Genomic DNA, 16,778 nt, shown 5'->3' with positions numbered 1-16,778 from the left:
CGTTACGCACCTGTCTCCGTGAGCGGCCTGGACGCGGGCGGAAGGTCAGGCTTCGACCTGCCCAGCCACTTGCGCCTGGGGCGGATATCTTCGAGGTCCCCGGTGAAGGAGATGACGCCGAGCGTGGGCAGATGCGTGAAGGCCCAGACATCGCGCTCGGAGCGCAGAACGGTGTCGCGGTACTCGCGCCAGGCCACGATCAGGACGCCGAGGATGAGACCGGCGAAGAGACCGGCGGCCACAAACATGCCGCGCTTGGGGAAGGTCGGCCCGTCGGGAAGATTGGGCTCGTCCATGACGCGGAACTGCTCGCCCTGCTGGCGGCGCTCGAGGTCGGTGGCCATCTTGGAGGAGTTCATCTTCTTCAACAGGTCGTCGTAGAAGGACTGCGCGGTCTGATAGTCGCGGGTGACGTTCTTGTACTCTTCCAGCACCACCGGGCTGGAGGAGATGCGGCCCTGGTACATGCGGATGGAGGACTGGATGTTCGACTGCTCATGCTGCTTCTGAATGATGCCCTGTTCGAGACCCTTCAGCTGCGCGCGCAGCTGCTGCACACCGGGCGAGTCGTTGCGGCTGGGAGCACTGGTGACGGCAGAAGCCGAGGCGGATACAGCAGGTGCTGCTTCGATGCGGGCGCGGACTTCCTTGATCTTGCGGTGCACCGCGATGACGTCGGGATAGTCGGCGGTGTAGCGCTTGGTGAGGTCAGACTCTTCGGTGAGCAGCGATTGCAGCTCGGCCTGGTCGGCGCTGGAGGACGTCCCGGAGACGCCTGAGGGCGACGATACGGTCTGCTGCTGGGCCAGCATGGCCTCGACGTAGCTGCGATCCTGCTGCAGACGGGCGAGCTGCTGGGTGGCAGCCTCAAGCTGAGTGTTGAGGCTGGTCATCATGTTCATGTTGGTCGCCTCTTCGCCGGGGAGACGTCCCATGTACTTCTGCTGGAAGGCGGCCAGCTTGGCATCCTGCTCATCGAGGGTGCGCTTGGCGTCGTCGAGCTGGCCCTTGAGGAAGTCGGTGGTGCCTTCGGCCGACTGGGCGCGGGCGTTGAGGTTCTGGCTGACGAAGAGCGAGGTGATCTCGCCGCAGACCAGCTGCGCGGTGCGGGCGTCGGCGGCGGTGAAGGCGATGAAGAAGCCGGGCAGGCCGCCGGTGCGCGCCATCTCGGAGTGGATGGGCTTGATGTTGATGTCCTTGCGCACCTGATCGATGCGGTCATCCATGGACATGCCCTTGGTGCCGTAGAGGTTGAAGCGCTCGATGATAGGCTGCAGCCGCGAACGGCTGAGGATCTGCTCCTTCATGGAGGCGAGACGCGCGGTGAGGTCTTCTTCGATGACCGGCTTGACGTAGTCTTCCGGCACCTTCTGCTGCTCGACCAGAACCAGGGTCTGCGAGACGAACTTGGGGGGAACGATGTAGCTGAGTCCGAGGCCGACCAGCGTCAGCAGGACCGCCGGTACGGCGATGATCCAGCCTCTGCGTTTGAGAATCCCCAGGTAGTCGTCCACGTTCAGCGCGCGATGTCCTAACATAATGTTGCTCCTAAAATTCACCGAGTCGCGTCGACTTCGGTGCCCACGACACGCCGATGCCGATGGTGTGCGAGAGTCCGCTGTAGACGTTCTGTGACGCCAGCGGGGTGTTTACATCCTGGTTCTGCGCGGTGTAGCTGGCGTAGCCGGAGATGGTCCTGGTGAAACCGTGCATCACCTGAACGGTGCCGTACTCGGTGTTGATGGCACCGCTGCCGTTGGTGGCGTCCGGCAGAACGTAAAGCAGGCCGGTGGTATGGGTGTAGTTGACCCAGGCCGAGGCCGCCCAGTTGCGGTTGATGGTGTGGTTATAGGTAGCCGAGACCGAGTCGGCTTCGGCTCCAGCGAAGGCACCCGAACCGCCGTTGACGCCGTGAGTATAGCGCAGGCCGAAGCTGTCCATCGGACGGACATAATTGATGCCACCGTTGACGTAGGCGTTCAGGCGATCCGGCACGAGGGCGGCCGAGGAGCTGGAGATCCACTGGGGACCGGCGGAGACGTCGGTGGACAGCGAACGGGTCCACTGACGCAGGTAGGTCAGGTTGATCCCCTTGGTCTGGTAAGTGACGTTGTTATACGGGTAGCCGGGCAGGTTGGAGTAGAGACCTGTGGTTTCGTAGCTGGAGTAGACCGCGCTGACCGAGACCGAATTCCGCACATTGATGCGATGGTTCACCGAGACCTGACCGGTGGTGGAGGTGTTGTCCAGGCCAGCGTCATCGTCGAGGAAGTGCAGGATGGTGTAGGAACCGGCGCCGCTGATGGAGGTCCTGCCGGTGAGCAGGCGCTCGACGGTGCCGGTGACGGTGTTGCCGATGCGGTTATTGGAGTAGGTCAGCACGCCGCCTGCGGCGCCCAGCGAGGGCGGGTCGGTGGGAATGCTGCCGATAGGGCCGACGCCCGCGATGCCGCTGACGCCGGTGGTGGGCGACTGGGGCAGGAAGCTGAAGGAGTCGGTGATGCCCATGATCCACTTGCCCTTGATGAGGGACTGGGAGACCGCAACGTTGTGGTAAGTCGTAGTGCCCTGCCCGCCCTGGCCGATGAGCACGCCACCGGAGTAGATCAGCGTGAAGGGGTGGGTCTGGCTGAGCGTCATGTAGCCGACATTACCGGAGAAGGCCGTGGTGGTGGTGACGTTTCCGGAGCCATAGTAGCCGAACTGGAACAGCTCGGTGGCGCTGAGGGCGTAGTGCACGGTGCCATCGGCGAACCAGGGCCGGGGCGTCTGGTCGGCGGCAGAGGTGGTGGACCCGGTGGGAGTTGCCGCGGGAGCAGCCTGGCCGTAGCCGCGCGCGCCAAAGGCCAGCAGCATCGTCGAGATGGAAAGCAGCTTCTTCATCGGTAGTCTCATCATGGGACGACGATCGTATCTCCCGGCTTCAGTTCGGGACCCTGTAGCGCCCCCTTCAGAGCCTCTTTGTAGTTGAACGGAATCTTCTCCTGCTTACCAGCCTGATTACGCAGAATGTAGATCTTCTTCGAGTTAGCGTAGGGAGTCAGGCCGCCGCCGGCAGCGATAGCCTGCAGCGCGGACATCCCGGCCGAGAGCATGACCGGACCGACGTGACCGACCTCACCGACGAGGAAGATCTTCTGGCTGCCAACCGCCATGACGATGACAGAGACGTTGGGGTCCTGAATGTACTTCTTGAGCCGGGTGGTGATGTCGTCGGCCAGCTGCATGGGGGTTCGGCCCGAGGCGGGCAGGTCGCCGACGAGGACCAGCGAGATGCGACCGTCGGGACGGACGGGAACGGTGCCGGAGAGCGTGGGCTCTTTCCAGACCGTGATCTGGAGGGTGTCCTCCGAGCCGATGATGTAGCGGGTAGGATCGACCCCGGCCCCGGCCGATGATCCCGACAGGGGAGCAGGTGCCGTCGCAGCAGGAGCCTGTTTATTTTCTGTAGTTTGGGCGCTGGCGCTGAGTCCGGTGGCGCAGAGGGCCACAGCCAGCACGAGGCCAAGGTAGCGGCTGCGGGCGAGGCTCTGGCCTGCCTGCGCTAGGGGACGTCTTCGTCCTGTCTCGATCTGCCCGAAGCTCTCCGGGCCTGTCTGCCACTGAAACATCCTGATCCACTCTCCACGCCTGTGAGGCGTTGTCTGTACCGTAGGCCGGCCGCTGTATCAGCGAAGTGCCGGAGGATACGTAGTCACCCAATCATGCACTGAAGGAGCATCGCACCTTCAATAGCACCTTTGTGGGCAGTACCTTGCACACTTGCACACCATATGCCAAATCCCAGCGTGAAGGGAACTTTGTTTGTTGGATGCAGATCCGGGGACAGGCTCCTGAACCGGTTATAGGCACTAAAGGCCGAATTACCCGTTATATTTTCCGGCAAGGACTTTGCGGGACAGGATCACGGTATGCAGAATGGCAGCAGAAGTGTGAAAACATTTTCCTATTTGCCTATCATTATGGTCCAGCATATTCTCACCCGTGCGTGCCACGGCGGCAAAAGCCCCAAGCAATGGGACCGCGAAAAGCGGCATGCTAATTGCATACAGGATCTCTCGTGGACCACAACGCCAACGTCTCATACATGATGGCCAGCAGCACCCAGGCGGTTCCAGCTGCGGGAAAGATGGATGCCGGATCGCGCGAGACGTTGCCGGGACTGCTGTCCCGTGTGCCGAAGGGCGCCTGGGTCCCCCTGGGGATCGTCTCCCTGTTATTAGTGGCGCTGTACCTTCGGGTCGGCATCAAGCTGGTGGTCGACTGGTACAACATCGCCGACTACTCGCACGGCTTCCTGGTTCCCCTGTTTTCGCTGTTCCTGCTGTGGGACAAGCGCAGGGAGATCGCGGCGACCCCGGTAAAGGGGAGCTGGGCCGGGCTGCCGCTGGTGGTCCTGGGGCTGGTGATCCTGATCTTCGGTATCTATGGAGTGGACCTGTTCACCTCCCGGTTCTCGTTCGTGGTGCTGATCTCCGGGCTGGTCTGGACCTTCTTCGGCGGGGCGATGTTAAAGGAACTACGCTTCCCCATCCTGGTGCTCCTGCTGGCAATTCCCTTTCCGGCCATCATCTTTAACCAGATCACCTTTCCGCTGCAGCTGATGGCCTCGCAGGTGGCAAGCTCGATTCTGCCGCTGCTGGGGGTTCCGACGCTGCAGGAGGGCAACGTGATCCAGCTGCCGGTGATGAAGCTGGAGGTGGCCGAGGCGTGCAGCGGCATCCGGTCGCTGATGAGCCTGTTCACGCTGGCAATCTTTTATGGCTACTTTCTGGAGAAGACGACGGCTCGCCGAACTCTGCTGGCCATTGCGGCTATTCCGATCGCGGTGACGGCCAACGTCTTCCGCATCGTGGGCACCGGTCTGTGCGTGCAGTACTGGGACCCGAACAAGGCGCAGGGCTTCTTCCACGAGTTTTCGGGCTGGGTGATGTTCCTGGTCTCGCTGGGCTGCCTGTACCTGGTGCACAAGGTGATCGGGCTGTTCTCCCCGGCACCAAAGGAGGCCGTATGAGGTCTTCGCGTTTCCTGACGGTGATCGGCCTGATGGTGGTGACGCTGGGCCTGCTGCTGCATCGCGGCGACGCGGACCATGTTCCGGCGAGCGATCCGCTGAGCCTGATGCCGGTGACCATCGACGGGATGAGCGGCCGCGACGTTCCGCTGGACAACGACGTTCTGACGGTCCTGGGCAAGGGCGACTTTCTGAACCGCAACTACACGATCAGCGATCCTGCGGTGATGGCAAAGCGGTCGGCGAGCGGGCCGGGCGGAATGTACCCGGTGGGAGTCTTCATCGGCTACTTTGCGACGCAGCGCACGGGGCAGTCGATTCATTCGCCGCAGCACTGCCTGCCGGGCGCGGGCTGGAGCTTCGAGTCGTCGGGCTATACGACGATCGAGGATGTGAACGGCAAGAGCTACAACGTGGGCGAGTATGTCATCAACAATGGAGAGTCGCGGCAGTTCGTCATCTACTGGTACCAGGCGCATGGGCGTTCGATCGCCAATGAGTATCGTGCCAAGGCGTACATGCTGGCCGATGCGATCCGTTATAACCGCACCGATGGCGCGCTGGTTCGCGTTATCACGCCGATTGCACCGAACGAATCGATTGAGGCGGCACGGGCTCGGGCTACTCGCTTTACTGCCCGCATGACGCCGTTTCTGCCGCAGTTCATCCCGAACTAGCCGCCGGCCGCCAGCGCGGCCACCGCGAACACGAGATGATGGAATTTATGGAAAGCAGCCAAAGGAAAGACACGATGCAGACGTTATCGACTTCACGAGCACTTCGCTTGACTGCCGCAATGCTGGCCGGTTTTGTTGTCCTTGGTTCGGTCTCCGGTTGTTCCCGCGACCCGAATAAGCAGAAACAGAAGTATCTGGAGAGCGGCAAGCGGTACGCCGATGAGGACAAGCTGAAGGAGGCTGCGATCCAGTTCTCCAACGCGCTGAAGGTGGACCGCAACTTCGCCGATGCGCACTATGAGCTGGCCAAGGTGTATCTGAAGCAGGGTTCGACGATGCCGGGCTACGGGGAGCTGATGAAGACCGTCGACCTGACTCCGAACAACGTGAAGGCACGCATCGACCTGGGCGACCTGCTGATGGCGGGCAATGCACTGGACAGGGCGACGGCGCAGGCCAACGCGGTGCTGGCGATCGACGCGAACAACGCCGATGCCCATGCTCTGCTGTCGGGCATCGCGGCGAAGAAGAATGACCGCCCCGAGGCGCTGGCGGAGATTCAGAAGGCTCTGGCGCTCGATCCGAACAAGGCCGCGTACCATACGGCGCTGGGCGTGCTGGAGGCCGGTGATCCCTCGACGGCGGGACAGGCTGAAGAGCAGATCCGCAAGGCGGTGGCGCTGGACGACAAGAACGTCGGGTCGCACATCGTGCTGGCTTCGATTCTGCAGAGCAAGGGTGATTCGGCGGGCGCCCTGGCGCAGCTGAATGCGGCGATTGCGGCCGATCCGAAGAACGTGATGGCGCGTTCGGCGCTGGCCGATCTGTACCTGCGTCAGCACGACACGGCCAAGGCCGAAGAGACGATGCGCAAGGCTGCCGATGATCTTTCGGATGAACCGGCGGCGGCAGAGATGCTGTCGACCTATTACATCCGGAGCAGCCAGGCGGACAAGGGAGTGGCGGCGTACGGCCCGCTGGTGGAGGCTCACCCGAAGAGCACGCCGATGAAGATCGGCTATGCGCGGCTGCTGCTGTACGCGAAGAATCTGCCCAAGGCGCACGAGGTGGTCAAGCAGCTGGTGGACAGCGATCCGACGCACCCGGATGTGGCGATTCTTAACGGCACGATGCTGCTGAACGACGGCAAGGCGAGCGATGCGTACGAGGCGCTGGAGAAGGCTTCGAAGGCGAACCCGGACAATGGTCAGCTGAAGATCTGGCTGGGCCGCGCGGCGCGGACCAAGGGCGATATTCCGGCGGCGCAGCAGGCGTACCGCGATGCGGCGCGGATCAATCCGCGGAACCCGGAGGCGCAGGAGGGTCTGGCGCAGATCTCGATGGACCGCCACGACTACACGACGCTGGCGCAGGTGGGCGAGTCGGTGATCGCATCCAACCCGCAGTCGCCGAACGGATACCTGTGGCGCGGCATGGCGGAGGGCACCAACAAGCAGTTTGACAAGGCGGAGGCCGACTTCAAGCAGGCCATCAAGCTGGCCCCGGACGCTCCGAACGGCTACTACGAGCTGGCACAGCTGCGGCTGTACCAGAGGAACATTCCCCAGGCGCAGGGATTGCTGGAGCAGACGCTGACGCATAATCCGAACTCGTCGCCGGCGCTGAGCATGCTGGCGCAGACGTACCTGGCAGAGAAGCAGCCGGCCAAGGCGCTGGCGCGGGTAAACGAGCAGATTGCGAAGGTTCCGCAGAACGCGGAGATGTACAACCTGCTGTCGCAGCTGCAGGGCGGGACGGGCGACCAGCAGGGCGCGATGGCCTCGGCGGAGAAGGCGATGCAGATGAGCCCGAACAGCCCGGGCGCGGTGATCGCGTACACGCATGCGCTGGTGGCAAGCGGCGATATCCCGAAGGCGATGGCGAAGTGGCAGCAGTGGACCGTGACCCATCCGAACGACGCCTCGGCGTACACGATCCTGGGCAGCCTGCAGGAGGCGCAGGGCGATCGCGACAGCGCGATGGCCTCGTACAAGAAGGCGCTGCAGACGCAGCCGGAGCAGCCTGTGGCCTCCAACAACCTGGCCTACCTGATGATGGAGACGGGCCAGAATATGGATGTGGCTCTATCGCTGGCACAGACGGCGCGTCGCGTGATGCCGAACTCGCCGAGCACGGCGGACACGCTGGCGTGGGCGTACTTCCACAAAGGCAACTACACGTCGGCGCGCAGCCTGCTGGAAGACGCACTGAAGACCGATCCCAACAGCGCGGCGATGCATTATCACCTGGGCATGACGCTGCAGAAGCTGTCGGCGACCACCGATGCGACGGCTCACCTGAAGAAGGCGGTCGCGCTGGCGGCGCCGAACTCGCAGACGGCCAAGGACGCCGAAAAGGCGCTGGGCCAGCAGAGCTAGAGCAATTCCCCGTACGGCCGGGCGCGAAGAGATCTCCGCCGCCCGGCCCTAACCCGCTTTCCGAGAATGTGTGAACAGTAAAACCATCGCCCGCAACACCGCCTGGTATGGCCTGGAAAACCTGATCGGTTTCGTGACGACGCTGATTACGTCCATCGCCATCGCCCGTACGCTGGGCCCGGCGAAGATGGGCTACATCATCTACATCACCTGGCTGATCGGTATCGTCTCGAGCCTGGGCTCGGTGGGCCTGCCTGAGACAACCCGCAAGTACATGGCGGAGTTTGTGGGAGGCGGCGACCTTTCTACTGCCCGCTTCATCTACCTGCGCACCTTCGTGATGCAGACGGGGCTGGCCAGCGTGGCCACGCTGGGAGCGGTGCTGTGGGTGCTGCACGACTCCCCGGCGGAGTATCGTGTAGCCGCGCTGCTGCTGGTGTGCGGCATCCTGCCTGCGATGTCGAACTTCATCTCGGCGCAGGCTAACGTGGCGAGCGAGAATCTTTCGGCGAACCTGCCGGCGTCGCTGGCGGCGACGGCGACGTACTTTGCGCTGACGCTGACGGCGATCTTTCTGAACTGGGGAGTCACGGGCATCGCGTTCGCGATGTTCTCCATGCGGGTGGTGGACTTCGTGGTGCGGCTGATCCCGACGATGCGGCGCATCCTGAGCTGGGACACCGGCGAGGTGCATCCGCCGACCGACCTGCGGGCGCGCATGATGAGCTTTGCCACGCAGAGCGTAATGGGCATGCTGCTAACGCTGGTGGTGTGGGACCGGTCGGAGGTCTTTCTGCTGAAGCACCTTTCGCCAGACATCCGCCAGGTCTCGTTCTACTCGGTTTCGTTCGGGCTGGCGGAGCGGCTGCTGTTGTTTCCTTCGATCTTTGGCGCAGCGGCAGGGGCGAGCATCCTGGCGCAGTATGGCCGCGACCGTTCCCGTCTGCCTGCGCTGACGGCGGCCTCGCTGCGCTACATTGCGCTGATCTCGATTCCGCTGCATGTGATCGCGGTGCCGCTGGCGGCTCCGGCGCTGCTGACGCTGTATGGCAAGCAGTATCTGGGAGCAGCCGTGGTGGCGACCGTCGCTCCCCTGCTGTGTCTGCCGAAGGCGTTCCTGGGGCTGATCCAGAGCCTGTTCGAGAGTGTGGACAAGCAGAAGTATTTCCTGATCGCGACGGTGATCGCCTCGTTTGTGGACATAGGCGTGGCGTGGTCGCTGATACCGCGCTACGGCGCGCTCGGGGCATGCATCGGCAGCGGCGCCGCGCAGATTGTCGCAGTAGGAATGATGTGGGCGATCGGCATCCAGCGCTACAGGATCCAGCTGCCGTGGGGATTTCTCGCGCGACTGACGGCGATCAGCGTGGTGGCCTCGGTGGCGGCGTGGGGCGTCTCGCGCCACCTGGCGGTGCTGCCGGCTTTGATTACGGGATGCATCATAGCGACGACGGTCTTTATGACGCTGGCCTACCTGTTCAAGATCCTGGAGCCGGAGGACGGCAGCCGCTTCAAAGTGATCGCGAACGCCTGCCCAAAGGCGCTGTCGGGGCCGATGAATACGATGATCGACTGGTTTACGCGGATGGAGCCGTCTTCGACGATCGCCTGAGGACGAGATGGCAGCGCAAAGACGGCAAGAGAGCTCGAGGTTCTTCGAGCGCGAGGTTCTTCGGGGATGTTCAAATCTTTTGGACAAAAAAAGAAGTGCGGAGAAGGTCTCCGCACTTTATCGATTGAGTCCAGTGAAGGACTAGAAAATCCCCGAAAGAGGGCTCCCGACACCTCTCTCAGGAACGTCGAGGAAAACTAACCCACATCCTTCTACAGAAGAAGTACCTGGGTTTGCTGACAGTAATTGCGGTATCCGAAGTTGCAGGTCGTGCGCCAATCATTGCTCTATTGGGTTCAATGAGTTACAAGGACGGGAACCGCGCAATTGTGCAAATCTTTGCTCAGCAAGACGGAACCAGAACCCCACTGCGCTACAGGTGCCGTATAACCGCAGTTTTTTTGCGTTCCTTCTCGTTCCAAGGCACGCATCCATCTGCGGTGTGCAATCTGGCCGTCTAAACGGGCAGCTGTTACGAGGCGGTGGGATGAGGATGACTGTGCACATGAAGTCGAGGCAAAGGTTACAGTGGTGTGACTCAGCGATGCCTTCGGCGAAGCGGCTCGTAGCGGTACTGATTTTTCTGCTTACGTGCGGAGCGGCACGGGCGGCCAGGCCGCTGGGGGGAAGCCTGCTGGATGACGGTTACCGCGACATGTACAACCTGCGCTTCAACGATGCGCACACCAAGTTTCAGCAGTGGATGACGGCGCATCCGGCGGACCCGATGGGGCCGGTTTCGGACGCGGCGGCGTGGCTGTTCGGCGAGTTCGAGCGCCTGCACATCATCGACGTGCAGCTGTTCGCCGATCAGGATCGCTTCGACAGCCGCAGCAAGCTGTCGCCGGATGCCAACGTGCGGCGCTCGTTCGATGACCGTCTGGGGCAGGCCTCGACGCTGGCCGATGCCGTACTGAAGAACAACCCGCATGATGCGCGCGCGCTGTATGTGAAGACGTTGATCAGCGGCATGCGGTCGGACTATGCACTGATGATCGATAAGAAGGATGTGGCGGCGCTGAACTACAGCAAGGAAGCGAGCGCCTACTCCAAGCAGGCGCTCGCGGCAGATCCGCACATGTACGATGCCTACCTGGCCTCGGGGGTGGAGAACTACATGCTGAGCCTGAAGTTCGCCCCGCTGCGCTGGCTGCTGAGCATGACCGGGGCGCAGACCAGCCGCGAGGAGGGCATTCGGCTGTTGAAGCTGACGGCCTCGGACGGGTACTATCTTGCGCCCTTCGCACGCATGATGCTGGCGGTTGCGGCGCTGCGCGAGAACCATCCGCAGGAGGCGCGCAGCATCCTGATCCAGCTAAAGAAGGAGTTTCCTCAGAATGCGCTGTACGATCGTCAGCTGGCTCTGATTAAGTAAGGCAGCGTGCGGAGATGTAGCCACGCACGAAAGTTTTTACGGGCACTTTCGCTTCTGAGCATGTAGGCTTGTGGCGTTAACGGCAGTTTGAAAACAACATAGAGAGAACGGGTCTTACATATACGCATGCGCATTGCCTCGGTTGGAACTGCTTATCCCTCACATCGTTATGCCCAGCCCATCATCGCCGAAGCGCTTCGTGAGCGCTGGCAGCACAAGATGGAAGAACCGCGCCTGCTGACGCGCCTGTTTGCCAATTGCGGCGTGGACTTTCGCCACACAGTCTTTCCCATTGAGCACTACCCTTCGCTGGACTGCTTTGAGAAGACCAACAACGAATGGATCAAGGCTGCAGTGGACCTGGGGCAGCAGGCGATCTGCCGCGCACTGGATCACGCAGGGGTGGAGCCGCAGGAGATCGGGGCGATCTTCTTCGCGTCGGTGACAGGCATTGCCAGCCCGACGATCGATGCGCGGCTGATCAACCGTCTCCCCTTCCCGGTAAATATCAAGCGCACGCCGATCTTCGGCCTGGGATGCGTGGCGGGCGCTGCGGGTATTTCACGGGCCTCGGACTATGTGCGTGCGTTTCCGAAGCAGTACGCTCTGCTGCTCTCGGTCGAGCTGTGTTCGCTGACCTGGCAGGATGACGACCAGTCGATCGCGAACCTGATCTCGTGCGGCCTGTTCGGCGACGGTGCGGCGGCGGTGGTGATCGCGGGCGCCGAGACAGAGGTGGCGAAGCGCGGCATGGGGCCGCGGGTGCTGGATACGCGCTCGACCTTCTACCGCAACACAGAGAAGGTGATGGGTTGGGACATCGTGAATACGGGCTTCCGCATCGTGCTCTCGCCTGACGTACCGAAGGTGGTGGAAGAGAACCTGCTGGGCAACGTTGAGGGCTTCCTGGCGGACAACAACCTGAAGCGCGAAGACATCTCGACGTACATCTTTCATTCGGGCGGCCCGAAGGTGCTGGAGGCGATGCAGAAGTCGCTGAGCCTGCCGGAGGGTGCGCTGGCGCCCTCATGGAAGAGCCTGCGCGAGGTAGGCAACCTGTCGGCGGCCTCGGTGCTTGCGGTGATGGAGAGCTACCTGAAGGAGCATCCGGGCGAGCCGGGGACCTACTCGATTCTGGCGGCGATGGGGCCTGCCTTCTGCTCGGAGCTGGTGCTGCTACAGTGGTGAGCTGGGTGGAGTGATTCGCCAAGGTCTCATCCATGGCGAATCACTCCCCGCTACCGGTACACTAACGGTAACGCCCTTGTAACTAAGAGCATCTAAAGCAGAAAGGGGGAGACTTTTATGGACGACGTTGCACTTCGTACGGTGGAGATGATTGCCAAGGCCAAGAACATTCCCACCGACACCATTACCCCCGAGAGCACGTTCGAGCAGCTGGGCATCGATTCGCTCGACAAGATCAACATCTCCTTCGAGGTCGAAGAGGCCTTCAATATCGAGATTCCAGACGAGGCGCTGGGCTCGCTGAAGACAGTGGGCGACGTCATCAACGGCGTCAAGCAGCTGATCGACGCCAAGGCCGCGGGCACCACGCCGGCAGCCACCTCGTAACGACGGGAGCCACATCTGCAAGTGAATCGCGTCGTCATCACCGGCCTCGGCTGCGTTACTCCAATCGGATCCACCGTCTCGTCATTCCGCGAGTCGCTGTTCGCGGGGAAGACCGGCATTACGCCGATCGTGAATGTAGCCGACGCTCCTGACGGCAATCCCGGCGTGCGCTACAAGCAGGCGGCGCAGATCTTTGATTTCGATGCGTCGCAGCATCTGGACTCGGGTATCGTCACGTCCACCAACCGAAATACGCAGCTGGCCATTGTGGCCGCGCGGCAGGCCGTGGAGCAGGCGGAGCTGATGAAGCATCACGCCCCGGGCGACATTGCCATCATTATGGGCTGCGCGTGCGGCGGCCGTTCTTCCGAGGAGAGCGAGGTCAAGAAGCTCTACCTCAACAATGCGCGGGCACATCCGTTGACCATTGTGCGAACGATGGCTTCGGCGGGCGCGAGCAACATCTCCATCGACTTGAAGATCACCGGGCCGACGCTGGATATCTCGACGGCATGCGCCTCATCGACGCATGCGATCGGGCTGGCGTTTCACATGGTTCGCTCGGGGATGGCGACGGCGGCGCTCTGCGGCGGCCATGACGCTCCGCTGAGCTTCGGCTTCTACCGCGCGTGGGATTCGATGCGCGTGGTCTCGCCGACACAGTGCAAGCCGTATGCAGCCGACCGCGACGGCATGTCGCTGGGCGAGGGCGCGGCGATGCTGGTCATCGAGACGCTGGAGAGCGCACAGGCACGCAACGCGACGATCTTCGGCGAGCTGGTCGGCTTCGGCATGTCGGCCGACGCCAACCACATCACGCAGCCGCAGGCTGATGGCGCAGCCGCAGCCATGCGCAAGGCTCTGGCCGATGGCAACATCGCGATCGACGAGGTGGGCTACATCAACGCACACGGCACGGGCACGCAGGCCAACGACGCAACCGAGTCGGCGGCGATTCACCAGGTCTTCGGGGAACGAGCGTCGCAGATTCCGCTGAGCTCGACGAAGTCGCTGCATGGGCACTCGATTGGCGCGAGCGGCGCGCTGGAAGCATTGGCGACCATACTTGCCCTGCAGGAGGGCCGCCTGCCGCATACCGCAGGCGTGACCAATCCAGACCCGGCGCTGAAGGTCGACCTGATCATCAACGAACCGCGACCGACCGGACCGACCGTGGCGCTTTCGAACTCGCTCGCGTTCGGTGGATTGAATGCGGTGATCGCGATCAAGAGCTGGCCGTAAAAAAATAGCGCAAGGCAATAGGCGCGTGCACAGGCACGCGCCTATTTTATTTCGTTACGCAACGCTGGTTGCGAACAGTTCTTCGAGGCGCTGGTAGCTGGCTTCGATGCCTGTCGCCATCGGCGAGCGCAGCACGGTTTCGCGGGCCTCTTTGGTGTCGTACAAAATGGTGGTCGTAACCATCGTGACACTGCTCTGCCCGGAGAACGTGGTCGTCACCGTGGCGCTGCCGGGATACCACGCCATGTCGAACTTCTCTGTCGCGACGACCTTCTCTCCGGGTGCAATCTCGCGGTATTCGCCGCCCATGCCCATGTTCTCGCCGGTGCTCTGTTTGGACCACTCGTAGCGATAGGCGCCGCCGACCTTCAGGTCGATCTCGCAGACCGACATTACCCAACCGTCGGGTCCGATCAACCAGCGTTTTACCAGCTCCGGCTTTGTGAATGCGTCGAAGACCAGCGTGCGCGGCGCGTTGAACTCTCGTGTCATGACGATCTCGCGGTCGCCGATGGCTGCAACCTTTACTTTGTCGATGTTCTTATTCATTACCTGTATCTCCTTCTGTTCCGTGAAAGTTTCTGTTGGCCTAACGTTGAGAGGTCTTACGCCTCTTTCCTGTTTTGCGTCCTGCTTTCAAGGGCTCGGACTTCATGGATTCGAGCAGAAGATCGAGCCGCGAAAAGTTTTCTTCCCAGACCGCGCGATAGCGTTCGAGCCATGCGTTGGCCTCCGCGAGAGGCTGCGCCTCCAGGTGACAGGGGCGGCGCTGGGCATCGCGTCCGCGCGAGACCAGACCGGCACGCTCGAGCACCTTGAGGTGTTTTGAGATCGCGGGCTGACTGATGGAGAAGGGTTGCATCAGTTCCGCGACGGTGGCATCACTGTCGACCAGGCGTGCGACAATCGCACGCCGCGTGGGATCGGCGAGCGCAGCAAAGATGGCGTTGAGATCGGTGGATGCCGGAGAGCGCAGCTGAATGGCGTCATTCATATTCTTTTATAACCAGATGGTTATATACATAATGCACGCAGGCTCTGTCAAGCTGACCGGTCCACACAACTTCTGGTGGTGCCGCAGGTATCCAACAGATGTAGAAAAACCGTGTAGGGTGAATGAATGAAGGCTATACGCAGACTGACGATCGTTGTTTCCGCTGTAATTTTTCTTGCGAGTCTTATAGGCACATATCTAACGCGCAGCTCCATGGCGAATCTTCCCTACCTGAGTGGCAAGGGCAAAGCCGGGGGCAGAGCGACGGATAACCTGGTCGATCAGAGGTCCTGGCAGACGATCGAATCGCTGACGCCGCTTGCGGTGTCGGTGGAAGAGAAGCGGCTGGTGCACGCCGCGCAGCGGCTGGCCGATCACGAGGTGGACCAGGCCTTCGCACAGGCGCTGCGGCAGGCGTCGATGGCCACGCGCACGCTGACCGGCGATGCGTTGACGGTGCAACAAAAGGTGACGATGCTGCAGGCCATCGTGAAGGAGGACCAGGGTAAGGCGGATGCTCTGGCCGCGGCATCGAAGGGGACCAAGCCGCCGACGAATGACGAGATCGACGCGGCCAAGGCGCAGATTCAGCTGGACAACGATGAGCTGGACGATGCGAACGAGTACCTGGCGCGGATGACGGGCGACAAACGCGGGCAGATTCAGCAGGAGCTGACGGCGCGGCAGGCCGCGATGAAAAAGTTCGACGAGCAGAATGAGTCGGTCAGCGCGCCTTCGGCGGTGCAGAGTGCGAAGCGATACGCCACACTCTATGGCCGCATCTCGGCGTGGTTCGATCAGCGGGCGCGCATGGACTCGATTGCGCAGGCACAGGCGCAGGCGACGAGCGATGCGAAGACGCTGGTCACGCAGCATGACGACATGGAGAAGCAGCTGGCGGCAGGGGCGTCCAGCGACACGCAGGGACAGAGCCGCGTGGCACAACTGGCGAAGCTGCATTCGCTGGCGCAGATTCATGGGATCATCGACGACCGCGTGCAGACGCAGAATCAGCTGGCGATGGTATATGGTCGCTGGCACGACCAGGTGGAACGTCAGCACCAGATCGTGATGCACCTGATCCTGCAGTCGATCGCCGCGATTGGTTTTATCCTGCTGTGCGCTTCGATTCTTGCCGCGCTGGTGCGGCATCTGCTGGGCCGCATGCGGCTGGACCGGCGCAACCAGCACACGTTGAGCACGATCGCCTCGCTGAGCATTCAGCTGGTGACGCTGATCATGGTGCTGCTGGTGGTCTTCGGCGTGCCGGACCAGATGCCGACGATCATCGGCCTGGCGACAGCAGGCATCACGGTGGTCTTCCAGGACTTCATCCTCGCCTTCTTCGGCTGGTTCATCCTGATGGGCAAGAACGGTATCCGCGTGGGCGACTGGGTGGAGATCAATGGCGTGGGCGGCGAGGTCATCTCGCTGGGGCTCTTCCGTACGGCACTGCTGGAGACGGGCAACTGGACCGACAAGGGGCATCCGACGGGACGCACCGTGACCTTCATCAACAACTTTGCGATTACGGGGCAGTACTTCAACTTCTCCACATCGGGACAGTGGCTGTGGGATGAGATTCAGGTGAATATTCCGGCAGGGCCGCACACCTACCAGATCATCGACTCGATTCACGAGACGGTGCAGCAGGCGAGCGAGGACGAAGCCAAGCAGGCTGAGTCCGAGTGGCAGAAGGCAACGGGCAGCATGCACGGCCTGAGCCACTTCAGCGTGGCGCCTACGGTTGATCTTCGGCCGGCGTCCTCGGGCGTGGATGTGATCGTTCGTTATATGACGAAGGCGGAGGAACGATTTGCCACACGCAACCGGATCTATCAGACTGTGATTGATCTTCTTCGCAAGAACGAAGAGGCGGCAACGCTCGAAGCGGTCGCGAACAAGTAACGC

The 16,778-nt window shown here is 62.0% G+C and carries 14 protein-coding genes; 9 read left to right on the top strand and 5 right to left on the bottom strand.

The genetic code is table 11. The features are described 5' to 3' along the window. Window positions 1–2: 2 nt before the first annotated feature. From PW789_RS16175 to PW789_RS16165, 3 genes are read right to left on the bottom strand one after another with little or no spacing between them, the layout of a single operon-like run. Window positions 3–1,538, bottom strand: a complete 1,536-nt coding sequence (locus PW789_RS16175) for a GNVR domain-containing protein (RefSeq protein ID WP_299378483.1) — start codon at window positions 1,536–1,538, stop codon at window positions 3–5. Window positions 1,539–1,548: 10 nt separating this feature from the next. After that, on the bottom strand, window positions 1,549–2,883 hold the full coding sequence (locus tag PW789_RS16170) for a hypothetical protein (protein ID WP_299378481.1): 1,335 nt from the start codon (window positions 2,881–2,883) through the stop codon (window positions 1,549–1,551). Window positions 2,884–2,894: 11 nt separating this feature from the next. Further along, window positions 2,895–3,611 (bottom strand): polysaccharide biosynthesis/export family protein, encoded by a 717-nt coding sequence (locus PW789_RS16165; protein WP_299378479.1) that lies wholly within the window; start codon window positions 3,609–3,611, stop codon window positions 2,895–2,897. 449 nt (window positions 3,612–4,060) lie between these two features. On the opposite strand from PW789_RS16165, the gene xrt reads away from it, so the two are divergent. From xrt to PW789_RS16125, 8 genes are all read left to right on the top strand, one after another. Continuing rightward, window positions 4,061–5,014, top strand: coding sequence for an exosortase (xrt, locus tag PW789_RS16160; RefSeq protein ID WP_299378477.1), 954 nt, complete (start codon window positions 4,061–4,063; stop codon window positions 5,012–5,014). Next, window positions 5,011–5,691 carry an exosortase C-terminal domain/associated protein EpsI gene (locus PW789_RS16155; protein WP_299378474.1) on the top strand — a complete coding sequence of 227 codons (681 nt, stop codon included), beginning with the start codon at window positions 5,011–5,013 and terminating at the stop codon, window positions 5,689–5,691. The genes xrt and PW789_RS16155 overlap by 4 nt, the downstream gene beginning before the upstream one ends. Before the next feature lie 74 nt (window positions 5,692–5,765). Further along, window positions 5,766–8,069: a tetratricopeptide repeat protein gene (locus PW789_RS16150; RefSeq protein ID WP_299378472.1), complete on the top strand. Its 2,304-nt coding sequence runs from the start codon at window positions 5,766–5,768 to the stop codon at window positions 8,067–8,069. Window positions 8,070–8,139: 70 nt separating this feature from the next. After that, window positions 8,140–9,681, top strand: a complete 1,542-nt coding sequence (locus tag PW789_RS16145; protein WP_299378471.1) for a polysaccharide biosynthesis C-terminal domain-containing protein — start codon at window positions 8,140–8,142, stop codon at window positions 9,679–9,681. A 505-nt stretch (window positions 9,682–10,186) separates the two neighbouring features. Next, the gene (locus tag PW789_RS16140; RefSeq protein WP_299378469.1) at window positions 10,187–11,056 is read left to right on the top strand and encodes a hypothetical protein; all 870 of its coding nucleotides are present in this window, start codon (window positions 10,187–10,189) and stop codon (window positions 11,054–11,056) included. A 126-nt stretch (window positions 11,057–11,182) separates the two neighbouring features. After that, window positions 11,183–12,244 carry a 3-oxoacyl-[acyl-carrier-protein] synthase III C-terminal domain-containing protein gene (locus PW789_RS16135; protein WP_299378468.1) on the top strand — a complete coding sequence of 354 codons (1,062 nt, stop codon included), beginning with the start codon at window positions 11,183–11,185 and terminating at the stop codon, window positions 12,242–12,244. Window positions 12,245–12,361: 117 nt separating this feature from the next. Next, window positions 12,362–12,631 carry an acyl carrier protein gene (locus PW789_RS16130; protein ID WP_299378466.1) on the top strand — a complete coding sequence of 90 codons (270 nt, stop codon included), beginning with the start codon at window positions 12,362–12,364 and terminating at the stop codon, window positions 12,629–12,631. Between the two features lie 21 nt (window positions 12,632–12,652). Beyond that, window positions 12,653–13,873 carry a beta-ketoacyl synthase gene (locus PW789_RS16125; protein WP_299378465.1) on the top strand — a complete coding sequence of 407 codons (1,221 nt, stop codon included), beginning with the start codon at window positions 12,653–12,655 and terminating at the stop codon, window positions 13,871–13,873. A 54-nt stretch (window positions 13,874–13,927) separates the two neighbouring features. Here the strand turns inward: PW789_RS16125 and PW789_RS16120 are convergent, their stop codons facing one another. Further along, on the bottom strand, window positions 13,928–14,422 hold the full coding sequence (locus tag PW789_RS16120) for an SRPBCC family protein (protein ID WP_299378463.1): 495 nt from the start codon (window positions 14,420–14,422) through the stop codon (window positions 13,928–13,930). A gap of 40 nt (window positions 14,423–14,462) precedes the next feature. Beyond that, window positions 14,463–14,867, bottom strand: a complete 405-nt coding sequence (locus tag PW789_RS16115; protein WP_299378461.1) for a helix-turn-helix transcriptional regulator — start codon at window positions 14,865–14,867, stop codon at window positions 14,463–14,465. 213 nt (window positions 14,868–15,080) lie between these two features. Here PW789_RS16115 and PW789_RS16110 point away from each other — a divergent pair, with 213 nt between their 5' ends. Beyond that, window positions 15,081–16,775, top strand: coding sequence for a mechanosensitive ion channel domain-containing protein (locus PW789_RS16110; RefSeq protein WP_299378459.1), 1,695 nt, complete (start codon window positions 15,081–15,083; stop codon window positions 16,773–16,775). Window positions 16,776–16,778 lie beyond the last annotated feature (3 nt).

It is taken from the genome of Edaphobacter sp., assembly GCF_028283685.1.
GTDB lineage: Bacteria > Acidobacteriota > Terriglobia > Terriglobales > Acidobacteriaceae > Edaphobacter.
Note: the sequence above shows the minus strand (reverse complement) of the source record. Positions and strands in the feature narration are given on the sequence as shown.